The following is a 16,150-nucleotide window of genomic DNA, read 5'->3' as shown; positions in this document are numbered from 1 at the left end:
AAAAACCGTAGCCGGTGAAAAAGATTATTTCCGCTTTGCTGCTGCTTTCGCTGCTGTTCAGCCTGCTGGCGGTGGAAGGCTGTGCGCAGCGCAGCTCGCTGCAGAAGAAAACCAAGATGTACAAGCGGCGCAGCGCCGGGGGCAATGTTCCCTGCCCCTGCGACTCGCACTAATTACCTGTATCAGGAACACCGCCCGGCAAAAGAAAACCAGCTGGCACAAGCGCCAAAGCAGAAAAGCATAGCCTGGTCCTGACGGGTATTAAGTGGTATTTTGCGCGAATGAGTCATTATTTAAGTCATCTGCGGCTCTGGCGAATCTGGATGTGCACCGCACTGCTGGGCTGTGGCTTTACGGCCTGCAGGGACCCATTGAGGTGCACAACTCCTCGAACACCCAAACGGTATTGCAGCGCCTGAGTATGGGCCTGAGGTATGGAGTGGTGGGAGGGGACGGGGGAACGGCTACCGGGGCTCTAATGGATAAAAACAACGCCCGCTACGAGGAGAGAATAATGACGCTCTTGTTATTCATACCTCCTGGGGCCTCCGAATTGCAAACGCTTATCCCCGAAACTAAAAGCACCCGTAGACTCTTGGAGAAGATATTAGTGAGTCCTCCCGAACTCAAAAGCAAAGTGCAAAGCCTGCAAACGGCAGACTACACGAACGAGAACATAGTGAGACTCATTGCATATTACGTAAAACACAGTAAGTCATAAGTAATGTCGGATATACCAAACCCACTTGACGCGGTGCTGAACGCCGCCGAACAGGTACGCCAGCAGCTGAATATTCAGGCTTTCGATGCCGAAGGCGTGGCCCACCTGGCCAACTTTATTGAAGCCCAGCGCGGCAAGCTGGCTCCGGCCGAGCGCGAGGGCGTGGTAATGGCCCTGGGCTGCTTTCTGGGCCAGTGCCTGGTGCAGGTGTACCGCGGCGAATGGGCCACAGGCAAGGACGGCAGCACCGGAATTGGCCTGGCCAACAGATTTTTTTTTAACCCCTTTTATTTGGTGAATACCCAACTGAATGAGGGGGAAAGCGCATCCGTAGCGGCATTTTTTGCCTCGGTGCCCCGGCGGCTGGCGGCTCCCCCTGTGGCTCGTAAGAGTTGGATTTCGTAATCTTGCGGGGCCAATGGCCGTACCGCTTCGTTTATGAAACAGCTCGTCATCGCCATTGATGGTTACTCCTCCTGCGGCAAAAGCACCACGGCCAAGGCCGTAGCGGCCGAGCTGCACTACGCTTACGTCGACACCGGGGCCATGTACCGGGCCGTCACGCTTTACCTGCTGGAGCAGAACATTGCCTTCCACGACCTGGCCGGGGTGGAGCGGGCCCTGCACGAATTGCACATCACCTTCCGCCGCAACCGGCGCACCGGGCGCAATGAGGTTTGCCTCAACGGCACCATTCGGGAAGACGACATCCGGCAGATGCGCATCTCCAACCTCGTCAGCGAGGTGTCGGTGATACCCATGGTGCGCCACGCCATGGTGGCCCAGCAGCAGCGCATGGGCCGCAAGCGCGGCGTGGTGATGGACGGCCGCGACATCGGCACCACCGTATTTCCCGACGCCGAGGTAAAGGTGTTCATGACGGCCGAAGTGGAGGTGCGGGCCCGCCGCCGCCAGGAGGAGCTGGCCAGCAAAGGCGAGATTGTGGGGCTCGACGACATCGTGGAAAACCTGCGCAAGCGCGACTACCTCGATTCGACCCGGGCCGAAAGCCCGCTGCGCCGCGCCCCCGACGCCGTGCTGCTCGACACCACGCACATCACCATCGACGAGCAGGTAGACTTTGTGCTCGAGCGCGTGTCGGCCGCGCTGTTTGCGCCACTGGGCTAGAAAGGAGTAACGCGGAATTTCATTCCGCACACCAGAACGACGCGCACCAGCGCCCAAATGGTGAAAAGATGGGCACCGCGCGGAATGAAATTCCGCGTTACGGGCAGTGGCGGAATGAAAAGCGGGGGCTGCTTTGTTATAGATGGGAGCAGAGGTAAATCCGGCGCGGAATGGAATTCCGCGTTACTGCCGTTCGTACCTTTGCGGTCTTGGTATTCCCCCCTTCTATGCAGGTCACGATTGATAAGAATTCCGGCTACTGCTTCGGCGTAGAGTTTGCCATTCAGATGGCCGAGGATGAGCTGGCGCACGAGCCCACGCTCTACTGCCTCGGCGACATTGTGCACAACAGCATGGAAGTGGAGCGCCTGCACCAGCAGGGCCTGCGCATCATCGACCGGGAGCAGCTGGCCACTCTGCACGACTGCAAGGTGCTGATTCGGGCCCACGGCGAGCCGCCGGAAACCTACCAGCTGGCCTTGCAAAACAACTTGGAGCTGATTGACGCCTCCTGCCCGGTGGTGCTGAAGCTGCAGAACCGCGTAAAGCATGCCTTCGACGCCTCGCAGCGCCAGGATGGGCAGATTGTGATTTACGGGCAGCCCGGCCACGCCGAGGTGGCGGGCCTGACGGGGCAGACCGGTAACCGCGCCATCATTGTGATGAACGAGGCCGACCTCGACCAGATTGACTTCAGCCGGCCCGTGACCTTGTTCAGCCAGACCACCAAGAGCACGGCCGGATTCTACAAGATGAAGGCCCTGATGGAGGCCCGGATTCAGGCCGCCGGCGGGGCCCTGGAGTCATTCGATGCCAACGACAGCATCTGCCGGCAGGTAAGCAACCGCGAGCCGGCCCTGAGCCGGTTTGCCACCGAGCACGACGTCATCGTGTTCGTGAGCGGGCGCAAGAGCTCCAACGGCAAGGCCCTGTTCAGCGTGGTGCAGCAGCACAACCCGCGCAGCTACTTCGTGGAGAACGAAACCGAAGTAGAAGACGCTTGGTTTGTGGGCGCCAGCACCGTGGGCATCTGCGGCGCTACCAGTACCCCGCTGTGGCTGATGCGCCAGGTAGCCGAGCGCATTGAGGGCGTAAGCGAGCTGGTGTAAGCTGGCTAAGCCCCCAGCTCCTGCTGGTATAGCCGCTGGCTTTCGTCGTCGAAAGTGACGAAGATGACCGTCCGGGGATACTCGTTTACGGCCAGAAACGCGCGCACCTCGCGCACGGCAATGGCCGCGGCTTCCGGCTTGGGATAGTCGAAAATGCCCGTGCTGATGCCGGGAAAGGCTACGCTTTCCAGCTTATGCTCGGCGGCCAGATGCAGGCTGCTGCGGTAGCAGCTGGCCAGTAGCCCGGCTTCGCCCGCGTAACCGCCGTACCAGATGGGCCCTACGGTGTGGATGACGTACTCCGCTGGCAGGTTCCCGGCGGTGGTAATAACGGCCTGGCCCGTGGGTAGTCCGGCGCGGTAGTCGGGGCTGCTTCGAATCAGGCGGCACTCTGCCAGGATGGCCGGGCCGCCGGCGTGGTGAATGGCGCCGTCGACGCCGCCCCCGCCGAGCAAGTCGGAGTTGGCCGCGTTCACAATGGCCGACACCCGCTGAACGGTGATGTCGCCCTGCACGAGCTGAATGCGGGTCTGTATACTCATCGCGAATTCGATTACGAAAATTAGTTAGCAGCTGTAGAGACGCAACATTTTGCGTCTCGTCGTTGAACGATGCCGGTTAAACGTTGATAGCACAACGTGCAAATGGCGCGGTCCCGGAGACGCAAAATGTTGCGTCTCTACCTCGTTCGCATACTAGTTCGTGAAAGGTATGAATCGTCAGTCATCAAAGGTGGAAAACGGTTCGGAAGCCCTTTTATGCAGTTCAGCCGGGAAAGTTACCGGTTGAGTAAAGTCGGCTTGGAGCAGGCCGCCGCAAGGTTGGTCCTTTGGGGCACCAAACACCTAAAAAGACCAGCATCTATGGAAACGAATACTGCTCCCACCCGCGACCCCGAGCTGTGGCGCCAGGCCAAATCCCGCGCCGCGTTTAAGTCTCACCTCTTCACCTACCTCAGCGTAAACGGGCTGCTGTGGCTGATTTGGGCAGTTACCACCCGGGGCCGTGACCAGGGCCTGCCCTGGCCGGTATGGTCTACCTTTTTCTGGGGCATTGGCGTGCTGTCGCAGGCGGTGCGGGTATATGGCGGGTGGGACCGTAAAGGCATGGCCGAGCGGGAGTACGAGCGCCTGACGCGGCAGAGCTAGGGCTACAGCGCAACCTTAGGCCCCACGTTGGGGTTTGAGAAGACATGAAACCTCAGCACTTTCTGGCCGGGCTGGGCCTGCCCGCCCTGGCCATTGCCGCCGCGCTGGCTGCGCCGCCGGCTCCCAGCCCGGCTCCCGCCCAGGCCAACCTCAACAACATCAAGCTGCCCGCCGGCTTTCGCATCGCCTACTATGCCCAGAACGTGGGGGGCGCCCGCGAGCTGGCCCTGGGGCCCGATGGTACCGTGTACGTGGGCTCCAAGGAGCAAGGCAAGGTGTACGCCCTGCCCGACCGCAACCGCGACGGCAAGGCCGACGAGGTGATAACCCTGGCCAGCGGCCTGAACAACCCCAACGGTGTGGCTGTGCGCGCCGGCAGCCTGTACGTAGCCGAAATCAACCGCATTCTGCGCTACGACAACATCGCGGCCAAGCTAAAGAACCCGCCCAAGCCCGTGGTGGTGTACAACAAGCTGCCCGATGATGAGTGGCACGGCTGGCGCTACATCGCCTTCGGGCCCGATGGCCTGCTCTACGTGCCGGTAGGCGCGCCCTGCAACTCCTGCCTGCCCAAGAAGCCCATCTACGGCACCATCAACCGGCTGAAGCCCGACGGCAGCGGCTTCGAGAACTTCGCCAAGGGTGTGCGCAACACCGTGGGCTTCGACTGGCACCCCGTGACCAAGGAAATGTGGTTTACCGACAACGGCCGCGACCAGATGGGCGACGACCTGCCGGCCGACGAGCTGAACCGGGCGCCGCGGGCCGGCCTGCACTTCGGCTTTCCCCACTTCTTTGCCGGCGACGTGCCCGACCCGGACTTCAGCAAGGGCAAGTCGGCCGCTAGCTACCAGAAGCCGGCCCGCAAGCTGGGCGCCCACGTAGCCGGGCTGGGCATGAAGTTTTACACCGGCAAGCAGTTTCCGGCCAAGTACCGCAACCAGATACTGATTCCCGAGCACGGCTCCTGGAACCGCAGCAGCAAAAGCGGCTACCGCATCTCGCTGGTGAAGCTGGACCCTACCGGCAAGCAGGCCCTGAGCTATGAGCCGTTTGCCGAGGGCTGGCTGGTAGGCCAGCAAAGCTGGGGCCGCCCCGTGGCCCTGCTGGTGCTGCCGGATGGCAGCCTGCTGGTGAGCGACGACCAGGGCGACGCCGTGTTCCGCATCTGGTACGCGGGCTAGGACTGTGGCCAGTAGTTCGGTTAAAAGTTAAAGGGAAGAGTTAAAAGGACGTTCTGCCTTTTAACTCTTCCCTTTAACTTTTAACTAAAAACAGAACCTGCAATGCCGGCTTTCTACGCTTGCTCCTGCAGGCGGGCCTGGGGGCTGCGGTAGGTATGGCCCCGCTGCAGGTAGGTAAGCAGCTGACTTTGAATAACAAGCCAGGCCAGAATCATGGGCACGGCTTTCAGCTTGTACACATCAAAGTAGGCTTCCCGAATGCTGTGGGGCGTGAGGTCGGTAGCCGAGAGGGTGGTGAACACCAGCACCAGCCCGAACAGGGGCCAGGCCAGGGGGGTGGTGTGGCGGTAATCCATAAACCACAGCATAAAGCCCGTTACAGCGATGATGAAGGTGGGGGACTCGGCCATCTGGTTGAAGATAACCACGAAGATGAGGATGGAGGCCAGGTAGATACGGCGGAAGTCGGCCTCGGCCCAGGCCCGCCGGTAGAGGGCCGGCAACACCAGCACGGCCAGCCCCAGCGCCTGCACCAGGCCCTTGTACTGCAGCGGGAAACCGAACCAGCTCTGCAGTACGCCCAGCAGCGACAGCTGAATGCCGGTAGCCGAAGCACGCACAATGTCGTACCAGCCTTGGTAAATCATGAGGAAGGCCGGCCACGAAAGCACCAGCAGCGGGGCCAGGGCCAGCACCAGCAGCCAGAAAGCCGCCCACAGCGCGTTGCGCCAGAAGCCCGGGTAAAACAGGAACAGCAGCCCCACGCCCACGCCGTACACCTTGATGAACGCGGCCAGGGCCAGGCACAGGCCCGCCCAGGCGGCCCGCCGGTTTTCCAGGTGAATGTAGGTCCACACCATCAGGCCGGCCAGCAGGCAGTTGGCCTGGGCGTTGTGCAGCGCGGTAAGGGAATCGATGAGCACCAGCACCAGAAACAGCGCCTGCCGGCGCGGCGCGGCCGGAAACAGGCGCAGGCTGGCGAAGTAGAACACGGCCGTATTCACCGCATTCCAGAGAAACAGGCCCAGCCAGTCGGGCAGCACTGCCAGCGGGCCCATAAACAGGGCAAAGGTGGGGCTGTACTTGTAGGTGTCCTGGTACTGTTCGGGGTATTCGAGGTAGAGGTTTTTCTCCGCCAGCAGGTTGAAGAAGGGCTTGACGAAGATGTAGTAGTTGTTGTAGGAGTCCGGCCCTTTCAGGAAGTGCTGCGCCGAGATGAGCACCGTGAGCAGCGCGTAAAGTATGCCCATAGTGCGGGGCCGCAGTAGAAACGAGGAGAAGCGCGCAGGCAGCACTGGCATATTCAATTCAGAAGGGTTGAAGCGCCAAAGATACAGGGGGCACTGCCGGGGTTAGACGGGCAGCCCTATTTTTGCCTGGCCGAAGTCCTATTGATTGCGGCCTACTTACCTGCCCGCTGCCCGTGGATTTATCCGTCGTCGTTCCCATCTACAATGAAGAAGCCAACATCGTGGCCCTGTACGAGCGGCTGCTGCGCGTGCTGGAGCCCATGCGCCTGCGCTGCGAGCTGGTGTTCGTCAACGACGGCTCCCGCGACCAGTCGCTGCCGCTGCTGCTGAGTTTGGCGGCCCGCGACGAGCGGGTGCGCTACATCGACCTGAGCCGCAACTTCGGCCACCAGATTGCCGTCACGGCCGGCCTGGATGCCACCCGCGGGGCGGCCGTGGTCATCATCGACGCCGACCTGCAGGACCCGCCCGAGCTGATTCCGCTGCTGTACGCGAAAATGAAGGAGGGCTTTGAGGTGGTATACGCCAAGCGCCGCTCCCGGCAGGGCGAAAGCGCGGCCAAGAAAATGACGGCCCGCCTGTTCTACCGCATCCTGGCCAGCATCACCAACATCTCCATTCCGGTTGATACCGGCGACTTCCGCATCATTTCCCGCAAGGTGGTGGAAGGGCTCAAGCAGATGCCCGAGCAGAACAAGTTCCTGCGGGGGCAGATTTCGTGGATTGGCTACCGGCAGACTTACGTGGAGTACGACCGGGCCGAGCGGGCCGGCGGCGAAACCGGCTACACCTACCGCAAGATGATTCGCCTGGCCCTGGACGGCATCACGGCGTTTTCGGACGCGCCCCTGAAAGCGGCCACCATCAGCGGGTTCGTGGTGTCGGCCGTGGCCTTTCTGGTCATGCTTTATACGCTGTACTCGCGCTTCGTCACGCACGACTACCAGCCGGGCTGGGCCTCGCTGATGATAAGCATCCTGTTTCTGGGCGGGGTGCAGCTCATCGCCGTGGGCATTATCGGCGAGTACATCGCCCGCCTTTCGGCCAACGTGCGGCAGCGCCCCCTCTACCTGGTGGCCGATACCAACGTGCAGCAGCCGGGCGCAGCTGCCGCGTAGTGTAGCATGTCATGCTGCTCTGGCCGGCACGCTGCCTGGCCCGGCGGGCAGGGGTGGCTACGTCGTCAGCTCCGCTAGTTGGCCGGGGCCGGGCGCAGCGCCCACACCTGGAAGCTGCCCACCCGCCGCACTTGCCGGTCGAGGTAGGGCCGGAGGCGCACGTCGTTGATGGTGGTGGAGTCGTTGGTGTAGAGGTAGCGGGCGCCCCGGTCGATGCAGTCGGCTACGTAAAGCTTGCCATTGGAAGAGGATTCCACCAGCTGGCTGGGCCAGTCGAAGCCGAAGCCCTTTTTGTGCAGAAAATAAAAGTACTTGCAGCCCGAGATGTCGGGCCCCACCACGCACAAGGCCTCGGGCGGGGTGGCCGTTTCCAGGGCCAGGCGGTTTGCGGGGTCCGTCAGCTCAATGGGTTCCGTTAGCGGCTTCATCCAGCGGCCCACGTTCACCCGCAGAAAAGCCCAAAGCGGCAACGACACCAGGGCTACCAGCAGCAGCACCCGCCCGCGCGGGTAGCGGCGCAGCCAGGCCGCGCCCCACACGCCCAGCAGCAGCAGCGGCGGCAGCAGGGGCAGCTGGTAGTAGGTATGCCCTTCCATCTGTCGAAGCTCAATGAAGTAGTAGGCCGCCAGGGCCAGGCTCCAGGCCAGCCCGGGCAAAAACCACTCGTGCCGCAGGGGCGGGCGGCGTAGCAGGCGCCACAAACCCACAAGCAGCAGCACCACCATGCCGTAGCCCAGCAGCAGCTCCGGCCAGTCGGACAGCAGGTTGCGCTTAAAGATGTTCAGGCCGGTAATAAAGTCGGACGCCGGGCGCAGCTCCAGGCCAAAGTCGTTCAGGCCGGAGCTTTCGATGAGCTTCAAGGCGTAGGCGTACCAGGCCAGCGGCAGGCCCACCGCCACCAGGGCATAGCCCAGCAGCAGGCCCAGCGCCGCCAGGGAAAGCCGGCGCTGCAGGATGTCGCGCACAACAAACACGGCAATGGGAAAGCCCACCACCAGGAACTGCAGCTTGGTGAGGCCACCCAGGGTTACGCCCAGCAGGCTCAGGAACAGGAGCAGGGGCTGGCGGGTATCGCGCCAGCGCACAAACCACCACAAGCCCGCCGTGGAGGCCGTCAGGGCCAGAATGTCGGGCAGGGCGTTGATGCCGTGGAAGTAGATTTCGGGGCTCCAGCTTAGTCCCCAGGCTCCAAGGGCACCCAGCAGCGCCGAGCCGCTGATGCGGCGCACCAGGGCGTAGAAGGCAACCAGACCGGCCGCCATCATCAGCCAGCTGATTACCCGGGGCCAGGTTTCGTTGAACCCCAGCACGCGGTAGCTGCCGGCCACCACCCACTCGTAGGAGGGAAACTGCATGCCCGTGACCCCATCGGTGTCCTTGCGTCGGTCTACCCGCGGCTTAAGCGGGTTCATGCCCTCCTCGTACAGGTTGCGGGCCACGGCCATGGTGTTGCACTGCCGCCAGGTATGCACGCTCGTGGGCGGAAGCTGGAAAAAGGGCAGGTGCATCGCCAGGTTCAGGCCCAGCAGCAGGGGCCAGAACCAGCGGGGAAGCCGGTCAGCAGCCAAGATTTCTAAAAACTTCATGCAAGAAAAGCGTACAATGGGCCGGCAAAGGTAGTGGGGTAGTGGTTGCTGGTTTCTGATTGCTTGTCAGAACGACAGCGAGAAACCAGCAACCAGCAACCAGCAACAAAAACCCCTGCTCCGGCAGCCTCTGCGGAACAGCAGTCATTTACATTTGCTTAACTTGTCGGCCCGGCTTCCGCCTTATTTTTTCCTCGCTGCATGTCCCCCGTTCGTTCGTACAACCGCCTGCTGGGCCGCCGTGAGCTGGTAGACTTTCCGGAATTCGACTTGCACGGCATTGAGGCAAAAGTGGATACTGGGGCTTATACCAGCGCCATTCACTGCACCGACATTCACATCGAAACCCGGCAAGGACGGCCTAGGCTGCTGGTGCGCCTGCTCGACCCCGGCCACGAAGGGGCCGACGGCAAGCCCCTGGCATTTGCCGAATTCAACCTGCGCGACATTCGCTCCTCCAACGGGGAAGTGCAGGAGCGGTACGTTATCCGGGCGCGGGTGCGGCTTTACGGCGAAGATTTTGAAGCCGAGTTCTCGCTTTCCGACCGCTCCGATATGAAATACCCCGTATTGCTGGGGCGCAGCCTGTTGCGTCAGGGTAGGTTCGTGGTCGACGTGTCCCGGCGCAACCTTTCCCACAAAGCCCTGGCCCGCGCTGCTGCCCGCCGCAGCCGTGGCTAAACAGTTTTGACCGTAGCTTGCTGTTAAATTTTGTGATGAGGTAATGGGGTGATGAGGTGATGAGGCAATAGAAGAGGAACAAATGCTGTGGTTAAACCAGCCGCCAGCCATCTGCCCCTGCTACCCTCCATTTCTTGCTGCTCACCTTTTACTTCACCACGTCATCACCCCCATCACCGCCTCCTTTTCCAATGAAACTGGCCATTCTCTCGCGTGAGCCGAAATCCTACTCCACCCAGCGTCTGGTAGACGCTGCTATTCAGCAGGGACACGAGGCCGTTGTGATTGACCACCTGCAGTGCAACCTGGTACTGGAGAAGGGCAAGCCCGGCATCATATACCAGGGGCAGCGCATTGAAGGCATAGATGCCATTATTCCCCGCATCGGAGCTTCGGTAACGTTCTACGGCACGGCCGTGGTGCGGCAGTTTGAGATGATGAAGGTGCGCACCGCCGTGGAAAGTCAGGCCATTGTGCGCAGCCGCGACAAGCTGCGCTCGATGCAGATTCTGAGCCGGGCCGGCGTGGGCATGCCCAAAACGGCCTTCACCAACTACTCGTCCGACGTGCCCGCCATGGTAAAGCAGGTAGGCGGCGCCCCGGTTATCATTAAGCTGCTGGAAGGCACCCAGGGCCTGGGCGTGGTGCTGGCCGAGTCGGAAAAAGCAGCCCAGTCGGTGATTGAGGCGTTTCACAACCTCAAGGCCCGCATCATCGTGCAGGAGTTTATCGCCGAAAGCAAGGGTGCCGACCTGCGGGCTTTCGTAGTAGACGGGGAGGTGGTGGGCGCCATGAAGCGGCAGGGCAAGGAAGGCGAGTTCCGCTCCAACCTGCACCGCGGCGGCGTGGGCACCCTGGTGAAGCTCAACCGGGCCGAGAAAGCCGCGGCCCTGCTCGCCACCAAAGCCCTGGGCCTGGGCATTGCCGGCGTCGACATGCTGCAAAGCAAGCGCGGCCCGCTGGTGCTGGAAGTAAACTCCTCGCCTGGCCTCGAAGGTATAGAGAAAGCCACGCAGCTGGATATTGCCGGGCGCATCATCGAATACACCACGGACCTGGCTACCAAGAAGAAGGCCAAGCCCATCAAAAAAACTGAGCCCGCCGTGGACGCGCAGTCCGACATCGTCAGCGGCCAATAAGGCCGGCTCAGCAGTCAATTCAGCACCTCCTCCTCTCGAAAATCAGAGGATTTCGTCGTTTCTTTTCATGTTGTAGCTCATGCCTGCCGCCGCCTCCGCCATGCATTTAAACGGCCTGACCATTCAGCCCGGCGAGCGGGTGCTGACGCGGCTGGTGATTTCCAAGCTGCCCTCGGGCACGGTGATTGACGTGCCGGTGCACGTGCTGCGCTCGGCCGTGCCCGGCCCCACGGTGCTGCTGATGGGAGGCATGCACGGCGACGAGGTGAACGGCATTGAAACCATCCGCCGCCTTATCCGGCGCGAGCTGCTGCAGCCGCTGCGGGGCAGCATCATCGCCATTCCCATCCTTAACATCTACGGCTTTCTGAACTTCAGCCGCGACGTGCCCGACGGCAAGGACGTGAACCGCTCCTTCCCGGGCTTTCCCCGGGGCTCGCTGGCCGGACGGGTAGCCCACCGCTTCATGCGCGAAATCATGCCGCTGATTGACTACGGCATCGATTTCCACACCGGCGGGGCGGCCCGTGCCAACTTCCCCCAGGTGCGCTGCCTGCTGGGGGTAGACAGTGCCATTGATGCCCTGGCCGGAGCATTCGGCGCGCCGTTTATTCTGCACGCCGCCTTGCGGCCGGGCTCGCTGCGGGAGGCCGCTCACAAGCTGGGCAAGCGCCTGATTGTGTTCGAAACCGGCGAAAGCCTGCGCCTCGACGAGCCCGGCATTGAAGAGGCCGTGGCGGGCACGCTGCGGGTGCTGCAACACCTGGGCATGGGGCCGGCGGCGCCCGCGCCGCAGCGGCCCAGCATTGTGTGCCGCCGCCACACCTGGCTGCGGGCCCGTTGGGCCGGCCTGTTCCGGGCCCACGTCGAAAACGGACAGTTCATCGAAAAGGGCCAGATTTATGGCTCCATTGCCGACCCCTACGGGCAGCAGGCCGTGCGCCTGGAGTCGACGGTGACGGGCTACGTAATCGGGCTCAATCACATGCCCGTGGTAAACCAGGGCGACGCCCTGCTGCACGTGGCCGTGCCGGAGTAGGGAAAGGGGAGAATTTTTTGGTGGCGGTCTACCCCGTGGTGCCAGGGCTTTTTGGTCGTGGCACCACTATCTTATAGAACGGACTAAGTGCAGTTCTGTGGATGCTGTAGGGTCTCGTTCTCGTGGTCACCTCACCCCCCGGCCCCCAAAAAATGCTTGATTCGCATTTCCGAAAAGGAGAGGGGGAGACTCGAGGCTCAAGATTGACCCATACATGTACCTGAAATTCGCTGTAGACCGGTCGTTTCGAGCCAGTAGTAGTGCCACAAACCGCTGCGCGGAATTCGTGGCACCAGCATGCGTTACACCACTGCCAGTTTTTCTCATGATTGAGGTGTGACTCCTCCCGGGGCAAGAGCCTAACACCCTGACGCCTCCTGCTTGCTAAAGCGCATCCCAAGTTGGTGTAGGGGTATTCTAGCCCGGCTCCCCCTCTCCCTTTCGGAAATGCGAATTAAGCATTTTTTGGGGGCGGGGGGTGAGGCGGACAGTAGAACGACGCCGGTACGCCGACTTGGGAGCTGCTTGCTAAGAAGGAAAGTGGGTCGTTCAATCTTCATTGTAGCTTTGGCTTATGCTATTCCACTATCCGGCGGGGCGGGTGCTGCTGCGCTCCCTGACTCCGGCCGACGTGCCTGCCTTTGCCGCCTACCGGGCCCTGCCAGAAGTAGCCCGCTACCAGGGCTTCGACGCCTACACTTTGCAGGAGGCGGCTGCTTTCGTGGCCGAAAATGCCCGGAAGAGTATTCCGCCGGCTCCGGGCAGCTGGGTGCAGCTGGCCATTGCCCGCGCCAGCGACAACGAGCTGCTGGGCGACTGCGCCCTGCACCTGAACGGACAGGACCCGCGCCAGGGCGAGGTGGGCATTACGCTGGCGCCGCAGTGGCAGGGGCAGGGCCTGGCGCGGGAAGCCCTGCGGGGCCTGCTGCGCTACTGCCTCGAGACGCTGCAGCTGCACCGGGTGCTGGCCCTCACCGATACGCGCAACCACGCCTCGGTGCGGCTGCTGGAAAGCGTGGGCATGCGCCGCGAAGGACACTTTCAGCAAAATGGCTGGTTTAAGGGCGAGTGGTGCGACGAGTACCAGTATGCCCTGCTGGGCCGGGAGTGGCACGCTAGGCAGTAGCGCGGTGCCGGGTGTACTTTTGCGCTTTCCTCATTTAGAATACCAATGAAAAACCCCGTGCAACTGGCTATCAATGCCGTGCTGCTGATAGCAGTAGCTGTTTTGTATTTCCTTCACTTCAGCCAGCCCGGCCGTTCCGCGGCGGTGGCAGCCAAACCCGCCCCGACGGCAGTAGCGGCCGATTCTGCGGCTGCTACGGTTGCTGAGGAGCCCGCCGTAGCCGAGACGGCGGACACAGCTTCGGCCACGCCCACGGTAGCCAATGTAGCGGCGGCCGAGGCGGCCGGCGAGAAAATTGCCTACGTGGAGTCGGGCAAGCTGCTCGATGGCTACCAGGGCATGAAAGACGCCAAGCGCGCCTTTGAGGGCAAAGCCCGGGGCTGGGAAAAGCAAAGCCAGTCCATTCAGTCGGGCTTCCGCTCGGCGGTGGAGTCGTACCAGAAGTCGGCCGGCGGCATGACGGCCGAGCAGCGCGGTGCTACCGAAGAGAAGCTCGGCCAGCAGGAGCAGCAGATTCGGCAGCAGCTGGCTGGCCTGCAGGCCCAGGCCCAGGAAGAAGAAGCCAAGCTGACTTCCACCATCCTCACCCGCATCAACAAGCAGGTGGAAGCCTACGGCAAGGCCCGTGGCTACAAGTTCATCCTCATTGCGGCGCCCAGCGGCACCATCGCCTACGGCCGCAAAGACCTCGACATCACCGCGCCGGTGCTGAGCTATTTGAACAGCGAGTACCGGAAGAAGTAGGCAGCAGCGCGTTGTCGAAGCGCACGACAGAAGAACGTCATGCTGAGCATTCTGCGCATCAAGCAGAGACGAAGCATCTTGCCCGCAGCAGTAATCCTTTTTGATTGGGTTTGCTCTTGTGGTAGAGATGCTTCGACAAGCTCAGCATGACGTTCTATTTTGGTGTGATGCTCTGGTTTTAAATAATATATAATCAATAACATATAATTATAATTATCACGGAGTGGAGGGCGAAATGCACCAGGACGAATGTAGAGACGCAACATTTTGCGTCTCGTCGTTGAACGACGATATAAGAACGTTCTGACGGCGCAGCCCCGGAGACGCAAAATGTTGCGTCTCTACATCGTTCTCGCAAGCCACTTCGGGCCAGGTATAAACCCGCCCGGGAGTAGCTGCGTCTAAGGGTGGTAATGAATGGTTTCACTCTTAATCAGCGCTCTACGGGGCGTTTTGCCATGAAGAGTAAGTTGTTGATGCTGGTATTGGGGCTGCTGTTGCTGAGCAGTGCGGCAATGGCCCAGGGACGGGGCTACTATGGGCCACCGCGGGGTTATTACGGCCCGCCGCGGGGGTATTATGTAGCACCGCCGCGTCCGGTTTGCCCGCCGCCGGTGGTGTATTATGCCCCGCCGCCCCGCGTGGTAGTGGTGCCCGCCCCGTACTGCCGGCCCCGGCCCGTTTACTATGGCTACCGGGGAGGGCGGCGCGGCCGTTGGTAAGCCGGCCTTTTCCGTGGATTCAAAGCCCGGTAGCGCTGCTGCCGGGCTTTGTTTGTGTATGATACCACGGCTTTTATGCTTAATCTTACGGTCTAATCCATTCACCTATGCTTTCACGCTACCTTTTTATGAAATCTAGTTCGCTGGCCCTGCTGGGGGCCGTAGTGCTGCTCAGTGGCTGCGGCACGTCGACATCTGAGTCGGGACAGGCTACCGCCGATGCGCCGGCCACCGAACAGCCCGCTGCCGATAGTGCCGCCGCACCGGCCGACGGCGTAGCTACCGCGCCGGCTAACTCCGGCGCACCTACCCTGCGGGAAGCTCCCGCGGCCCCGGCGCAGACCATGAAAATGTCGTTTCAATTCAAGCCCAGCAAGGACGAGGAAAACCCGGGCGTGCTCAAAACCAGCGTCCATATTCTGCTGGACGGCGACAAAGACCAGGACATCGACATGGGCCGCGTGGTGGGCAAGCCCGATATCGTGGACGAGAAAAAGGCCAAGCTGGCCAACTTTCCCCAAGGCATGCTGGCGGGCTTCCGCAGCTACGAGCCCAACTCCGGTACCGGCTCCGACATGGCCGTGATGAGTGTAGATGGCCGCCGCCTGCGCATCATGCAGCGCCGCATCGACGAGCAGGCCAACGAGCAGTTTGAGTTTAAAACCGCCCGCGAGATTACGCTGCCGCCCAATACTACGGTAGTGGTAGCGGCCGCTGAGAAAGATGTAGTGGCTAAGCCAGGCAAGAAGAAGTAGCCCTGACGAGCCCTGGGGCCGGTGCCCGCAGAGGGCGCTGAAGTTGGCGCAGAAGACGCAGCATGTTCTTTAAGCCTGTTCTAAAGTGAGCTTTTGGCAGCACAAAAAAAGCCCCGTCAGAGTCTGACGGGGCTTTTTCGTGGGTTGGTGAAAGGGGTTATTCCTTCACGAGTCGCTTGACGACGGTGCCTTCCTGGGCGTGGATGCGCACGGAGTAGATGCCGGTGGGCAGCAGGCGCAGGTCCAGGGTTTCGGCCACTGCGCCCTGGCGCACCGGTGCGGTGGCGTTGAGCACCACCTGGCCCAGGGTATTAACCACGTCGACCTTGACGCTGCCCTGGGCCTTCAGCCCGCTGAGCTCCAGCTGCACCTTCCCCTGGCTGGGGTTGGGGTAGAGGGCGGTGCGGGCCTCGAGCTGGGCAGTGGTGGTGGCCAGCGGGGCCGCCGGGGCCAGCAGCTGCAGGAAGAAGCGCGGGCCGGTGTAGCGCGCGTCCATCCGGAAGGCGTAGGTGCCGGCGGTGGCCAGGTTCTGGCGCGTGTTGAGCACCCGGTCTTCGAGCCATACCTGCGTGCCGGCGGGCACATCCTGCAGACCGGTGAGCACCAGCGTGTGGGGGCCGCTAACACTGACGCGCACCCCGAGGGGAATAACGGGGCAGGAGGCCAGGTCGGGCAGGGCGTTGATGGAGAGGCTTTCGTT

At 61.9% G+C, this 16,150-nt stretch carries 18 protein-coding genes; 14 read left to right on the top strand and 4 right to left on the bottom strand.

What is annotated here, in order from left to right:
• Window positions 1–14: 14 nt before the first annotated feature.
• From ABD919_RS15690 to ABD919_RS15675, 4 genes are all read left to right on the top strand, one after another.
• On the top strand, window positions 15–173 hold the full coding sequence (locus ABD919_RS15690; protein ID WP_345236981.1) for a hypothetical protein: 159 nt from the start codon (window positions 15–17) through the stop codon (window positions 171–173).
• Window positions 174–724: 551 nt separating this feature from the next.
• Window positions 725–1,126: a hypothetical protein gene (locus ABD919_RS15685; protein WP_345236980.1), complete on the top strand. Its 402-nt coding sequence runs from the start codon at window positions 725–727 to the stop codon at window positions 1,124–1,126.
• A 33-nt stretch (window positions 1,127–1,159) separates the two neighbouring features.
• Window positions 1,160–1,849 carry a (d)CMP kinase gene (cmk, locus tag ABD919_RS15680; RefSeq protein ID WP_345236979.1) on the top strand — a complete coding sequence of 230 codons (690 nt, stop codon included), beginning with the start codon at window positions 1,160–1,162 and terminating at the stop codon, window positions 1,847–1,849.
• A 227-nt stretch (window positions 1,850–2,076) separates the two neighbouring features.
• Window positions 2,077–2,958 carry a 4-hydroxy-3-methylbut-2-enyl diphosphate reductase gene (locus ABD919_RS15675; RefSeq protein WP_345236978.1) on the top strand — a complete coding sequence of 294 codons (882 nt, stop codon included), beginning with the start codon at window positions 2,077–2,079 and terminating at the stop codon, window positions 2,956–2,958.
• A 5-nt stretch (window positions 2,959–2,963) separates the two neighbouring features.
• On the opposite strand, the gene ABD919_RS15670 is transcribed toward ABD919_RS15675, so the two are convergent.
• Window positions 2,964–3,500 (bottom strand): O-acetyl-ADP-ribose deacetylase, encoded by a 537-nt coding sequence (locus ABD919_RS15670; protein WP_345236977.1) that lies wholly within the window; start codon window positions 3,498–3,500, stop codon window positions 2,964–2,966.
• A 321-nt stretch (window positions 3,501–3,821) separates the two neighbouring features.
• On the opposite strand from ABD919_RS15670, the gene ABD919_RS15665 reads away from it, so the two are divergent.
• Window positions 3,822–4,106 (top strand): 2TM domain-containing protein, encoded by a 285-nt coding sequence (locus ABD919_RS15665; RefSeq protein ID WP_345236976.1) that lies wholly within the window; start codon window positions 3,822–3,824, stop codon window positions 4,104–4,106.
• A 44-nt stretch (window positions 4,107–4,150) separates the two neighbouring features.
• Entirely contained in the window at window positions 4,151–5,290 is a 1,140-nt protein-coding gene (locus ABD919_RS15660) for a PQQ-dependent sugar dehydrogenase (protein WP_345236975.1), read from the top strand.
• Between the two features lie 113 nt (window positions 5,291–5,403).
• Here ABD919_RS15660 and ABD919_RS15655 read toward each other — a convergent pair whose 3' ends face one another.
• A complete protein-coding gene (locus ABD919_RS15655; protein ID WP_345236974.1) occupies window positions 5,404–6,540 on the bottom strand; it encodes a glycosyltransferase family 87 protein in 1,137 nt (378 codons plus the stop codon).
• Between the two features lie 173 nt (window positions 6,541–6,713).
• Between ABD919_RS15655 and ABD919_RS15650 the strand changes: the two genes are divergently transcribed.
• Window positions 6,714–7,658, top strand: a complete 945-nt coding sequence (locus ABD919_RS15650) for a glycosyltransferase family 2 protein (protein ID WP_345236973.1) — start codon at window positions 6,714–6,716, stop codon at window positions 7,656–7,658.
• A 74-nt stretch (window positions 7,659–7,732) separates the two neighbouring features.
• On the opposite strand, the gene ABD919_RS15645 is transcribed toward ABD919_RS15650, so the two are convergent.
• Window positions 7,733–9,244, bottom strand: coding sequence for an ArnT family glycosyltransferase (locus ABD919_RS15645; RefSeq protein WP_345236972.1), 1,512 nt, complete (start codon window positions 9,242–9,244; stop codon window positions 7,733–7,735).
• Between the two features lie 201 nt (window positions 9,245–9,445).
• Between ABD919_RS15645 and ABD919_RS15640 the strand changes: the two genes are divergently transcribed.
• From ABD919_RS15640 to ABD919_RS15610, 7 genes are all read left to right on the top strand, one after another.
• Window positions 9,446–9,925, top strand: coding sequence for an ATP-dependent zinc protease family protein (locus ABD919_RS15640; RefSeq protein ID WP_345236971.1), 480 nt, complete (start codon window positions 9,446–9,448; stop codon window positions 9,923–9,925).
• A 191-nt stretch (window positions 9,926–10,116) separates the two neighbouring features.
• Window positions 10,117–11,064, top strand: coding sequence for a 30S ribosomal protein S6--L-glutamate ligase (gene rimK / locus ABD919_RS15635; RefSeq protein ID WP_345236970.1), 948 nt, complete (start codon window positions 10,117–10,119; stop codon window positions 11,062–11,064).
• Between the two features lie 79 nt (window positions 11,065–11,143).
• Entirely contained in the window at window positions 11,144–12,103 is a 960-nt protein-coding gene (locus ABD919_RS15630) for a succinylglutamate desuccinylase/aspartoacylase family protein (RefSeq protein WP_345236969.1), read from the top strand.
• Between the two features lie 574 nt (window positions 12,104–12,677).
• The gene (locus ABD919_RS15625) at window positions 12,678–13,229 is read left to right on the top strand and encodes a GNAT family N-acetyltransferase (protein WP_345236968.1); all 552 of its coding nucleotides are present in this window, start codon (window positions 12,678–12,680) and stop codon (window positions 13,227–13,229) included.
• A gap of 45 nt (window positions 13,230–13,274) precedes the next feature.
• Window positions 13,275–13,973, top strand: coding sequence for an OmpH/Skp family outer membrane protein (locus ABD919_RS15620; RefSeq protein WP_345236967.1), 699 nt, complete (start codon window positions 13,275–13,277; stop codon window positions 13,971–13,973).
• 458 nt (window positions 13,974–14,431) lie between these two features.
• Window positions 14,432–14,695 (top strand): hypothetical protein, encoded by a 264-nt coding sequence (locus ABD919_RS15615; protein WP_345236966.1) that lies wholly within the window; start codon window positions 14,432–14,434, stop codon window positions 14,693–14,695.
• 128 nt (window positions 14,696–14,823) lie between these two features.
• Complete coding sequence (locus ABD919_RS15610) at window positions 14,824–15,450, top strand: hypothetical protein (protein ID WP_345236965.1); 627 nt, start codon at window positions 14,824–14,826, stop codon at window positions 15,448–15,450.
• 157 nt (window positions 15,451–15,607) lie between these two features.
• Here ABD919_RS15610 and ABD919_RS15605 read toward each other — a convergent pair.
• On the bottom strand, window positions 15,608–16,150 hold a 543-nt coding region (locus ABD919_RS15605), incomplete at its 5' end, for a T9SS type A sorting domain-containing protein (RefSeq protein ID WP_345236964.1).

Origin of the sequence: Hymenobacter saemangeumensis, assembly GCF_039541835.1 — a bacterium.
Taxonomy (GTDB): domain Bacteria; phylum Bacteroidota; class Bacteroidia; order Cytophagales; family Hymenobacteraceae; genus Hymenobacter; species Hymenobacter saemangeumensis.
The sequence above is the reverse complement of the archived record's forward strand: the minus strand, read 5'-3'. Positions and strand labels throughout refer to the sequence as shown.

Excerpts from the sequence above, each read along its gene's own strand:
- ABD919_RS15620 (WP_345236967.1), top strand. The coding sequence starts at position 13,275 with ATGAAAAACCCCGTGCAACTGGCTATCAATGCCGTGCTGCTGATAGCA.
- ABD919_RS15655 (WP_345236974.1), bottom strand. The coding sequence starts at position 6,540 with ATGGGCATACTTTACGCGCTGCTCACGGTGCTCATCTCGGCGCAGCAC.
- ABD919_RS15630 (WP_345236969.1), top strand. The coding sequence starts at position 11,144 with ATGCCTGCCGCCGCCTCCGCCATGCATTTAAACGGCCTGACCATTCAG.
- ABD919_RS15670 (WP_345236977.1), bottom strand. The coding sequence starts at position 3,500 with ATGAGTATACAGACCCGCATTCAGCTCGTGCAGGGCGACATCACCGTT.
- rimK (WP_345236970.1), top strand. The coding sequence starts at position 10,117 with ATGAAACTGGCCATTCTCTCGCGTGAGCCGAAATCCTACTCCACCCAG.
- ABD919_RS15615 (WP_345236966.1), top strand. The coding sequence starts at position 14,432 with ATGAAGAGTAAGTTGTTGATGCTGGTATTGGGGCTGCTGTTGCTGAGC.
- ABD919_RS15685 (WP_345236980.1), top strand. The coding sequence starts at position 725 with ATGTCGGATATACCAAACCCACTTGACGCGGTGCTGAACGCCGCCGAA.
- ABD919_RS15665 (WP_345236976.1), top strand. The coding sequence starts at position 3,822 with ATGGAAACGAATACTGCTCCCACCCGCGACCCCGAGCTGTGGCGCCAG.
- ABD919_RS15660 (WP_345236975.1), top strand. The coding sequence starts at position 4,151 with ATGAAACCTCAGCACTTTCTGGCCGGGCTGGGCCTGCCCGCCCTGGCC.
- ABD919_RS15625 (WP_345236968.1), top strand. The coding sequence starts at position 12,678 with ATGCTATTCCACTATCCGGCGGGGCGGGTGCTGCTGCGCTCCCTGACT.
- ABD919_RS15610 (WP_345236965.1), top strand. The coding sequence starts at position 14,824 with ATGAAATCTAGTTCGCTGGCCCTGCTGGGGGCCGTAGTGCTGCTCAGT.
- ABD919_RS15645 (WP_345236972.1), bottom strand. The coding sequence starts at position 9,244 with ATGAAGTTTTTAGAAATCTTGGCTGCTGACCGGCTTCCCCGCTGGTTC.
- ABD919_RS15640 (WP_345236971.1), top strand. The coding sequence starts at position 9,446 with ATGTCCCCCGTTCGTTCGTACAACCGCCTGCTGGGCCGCCGTGAGCTG.
- cmk (WP_345236979.1), top strand. The coding sequence starts at position 1,160 with ATGAAACAGCTCGTCATCGCCATTGATGGTTACTCCTCCTGCGGCAAA.
- ABD919_RS15675 (WP_345236978.1), top strand. The coding sequence starts at position 2,077 with ATGCAGGTCACGATTGATAAGAATTCCGGCTACTGCTTCGGCGTAGAG.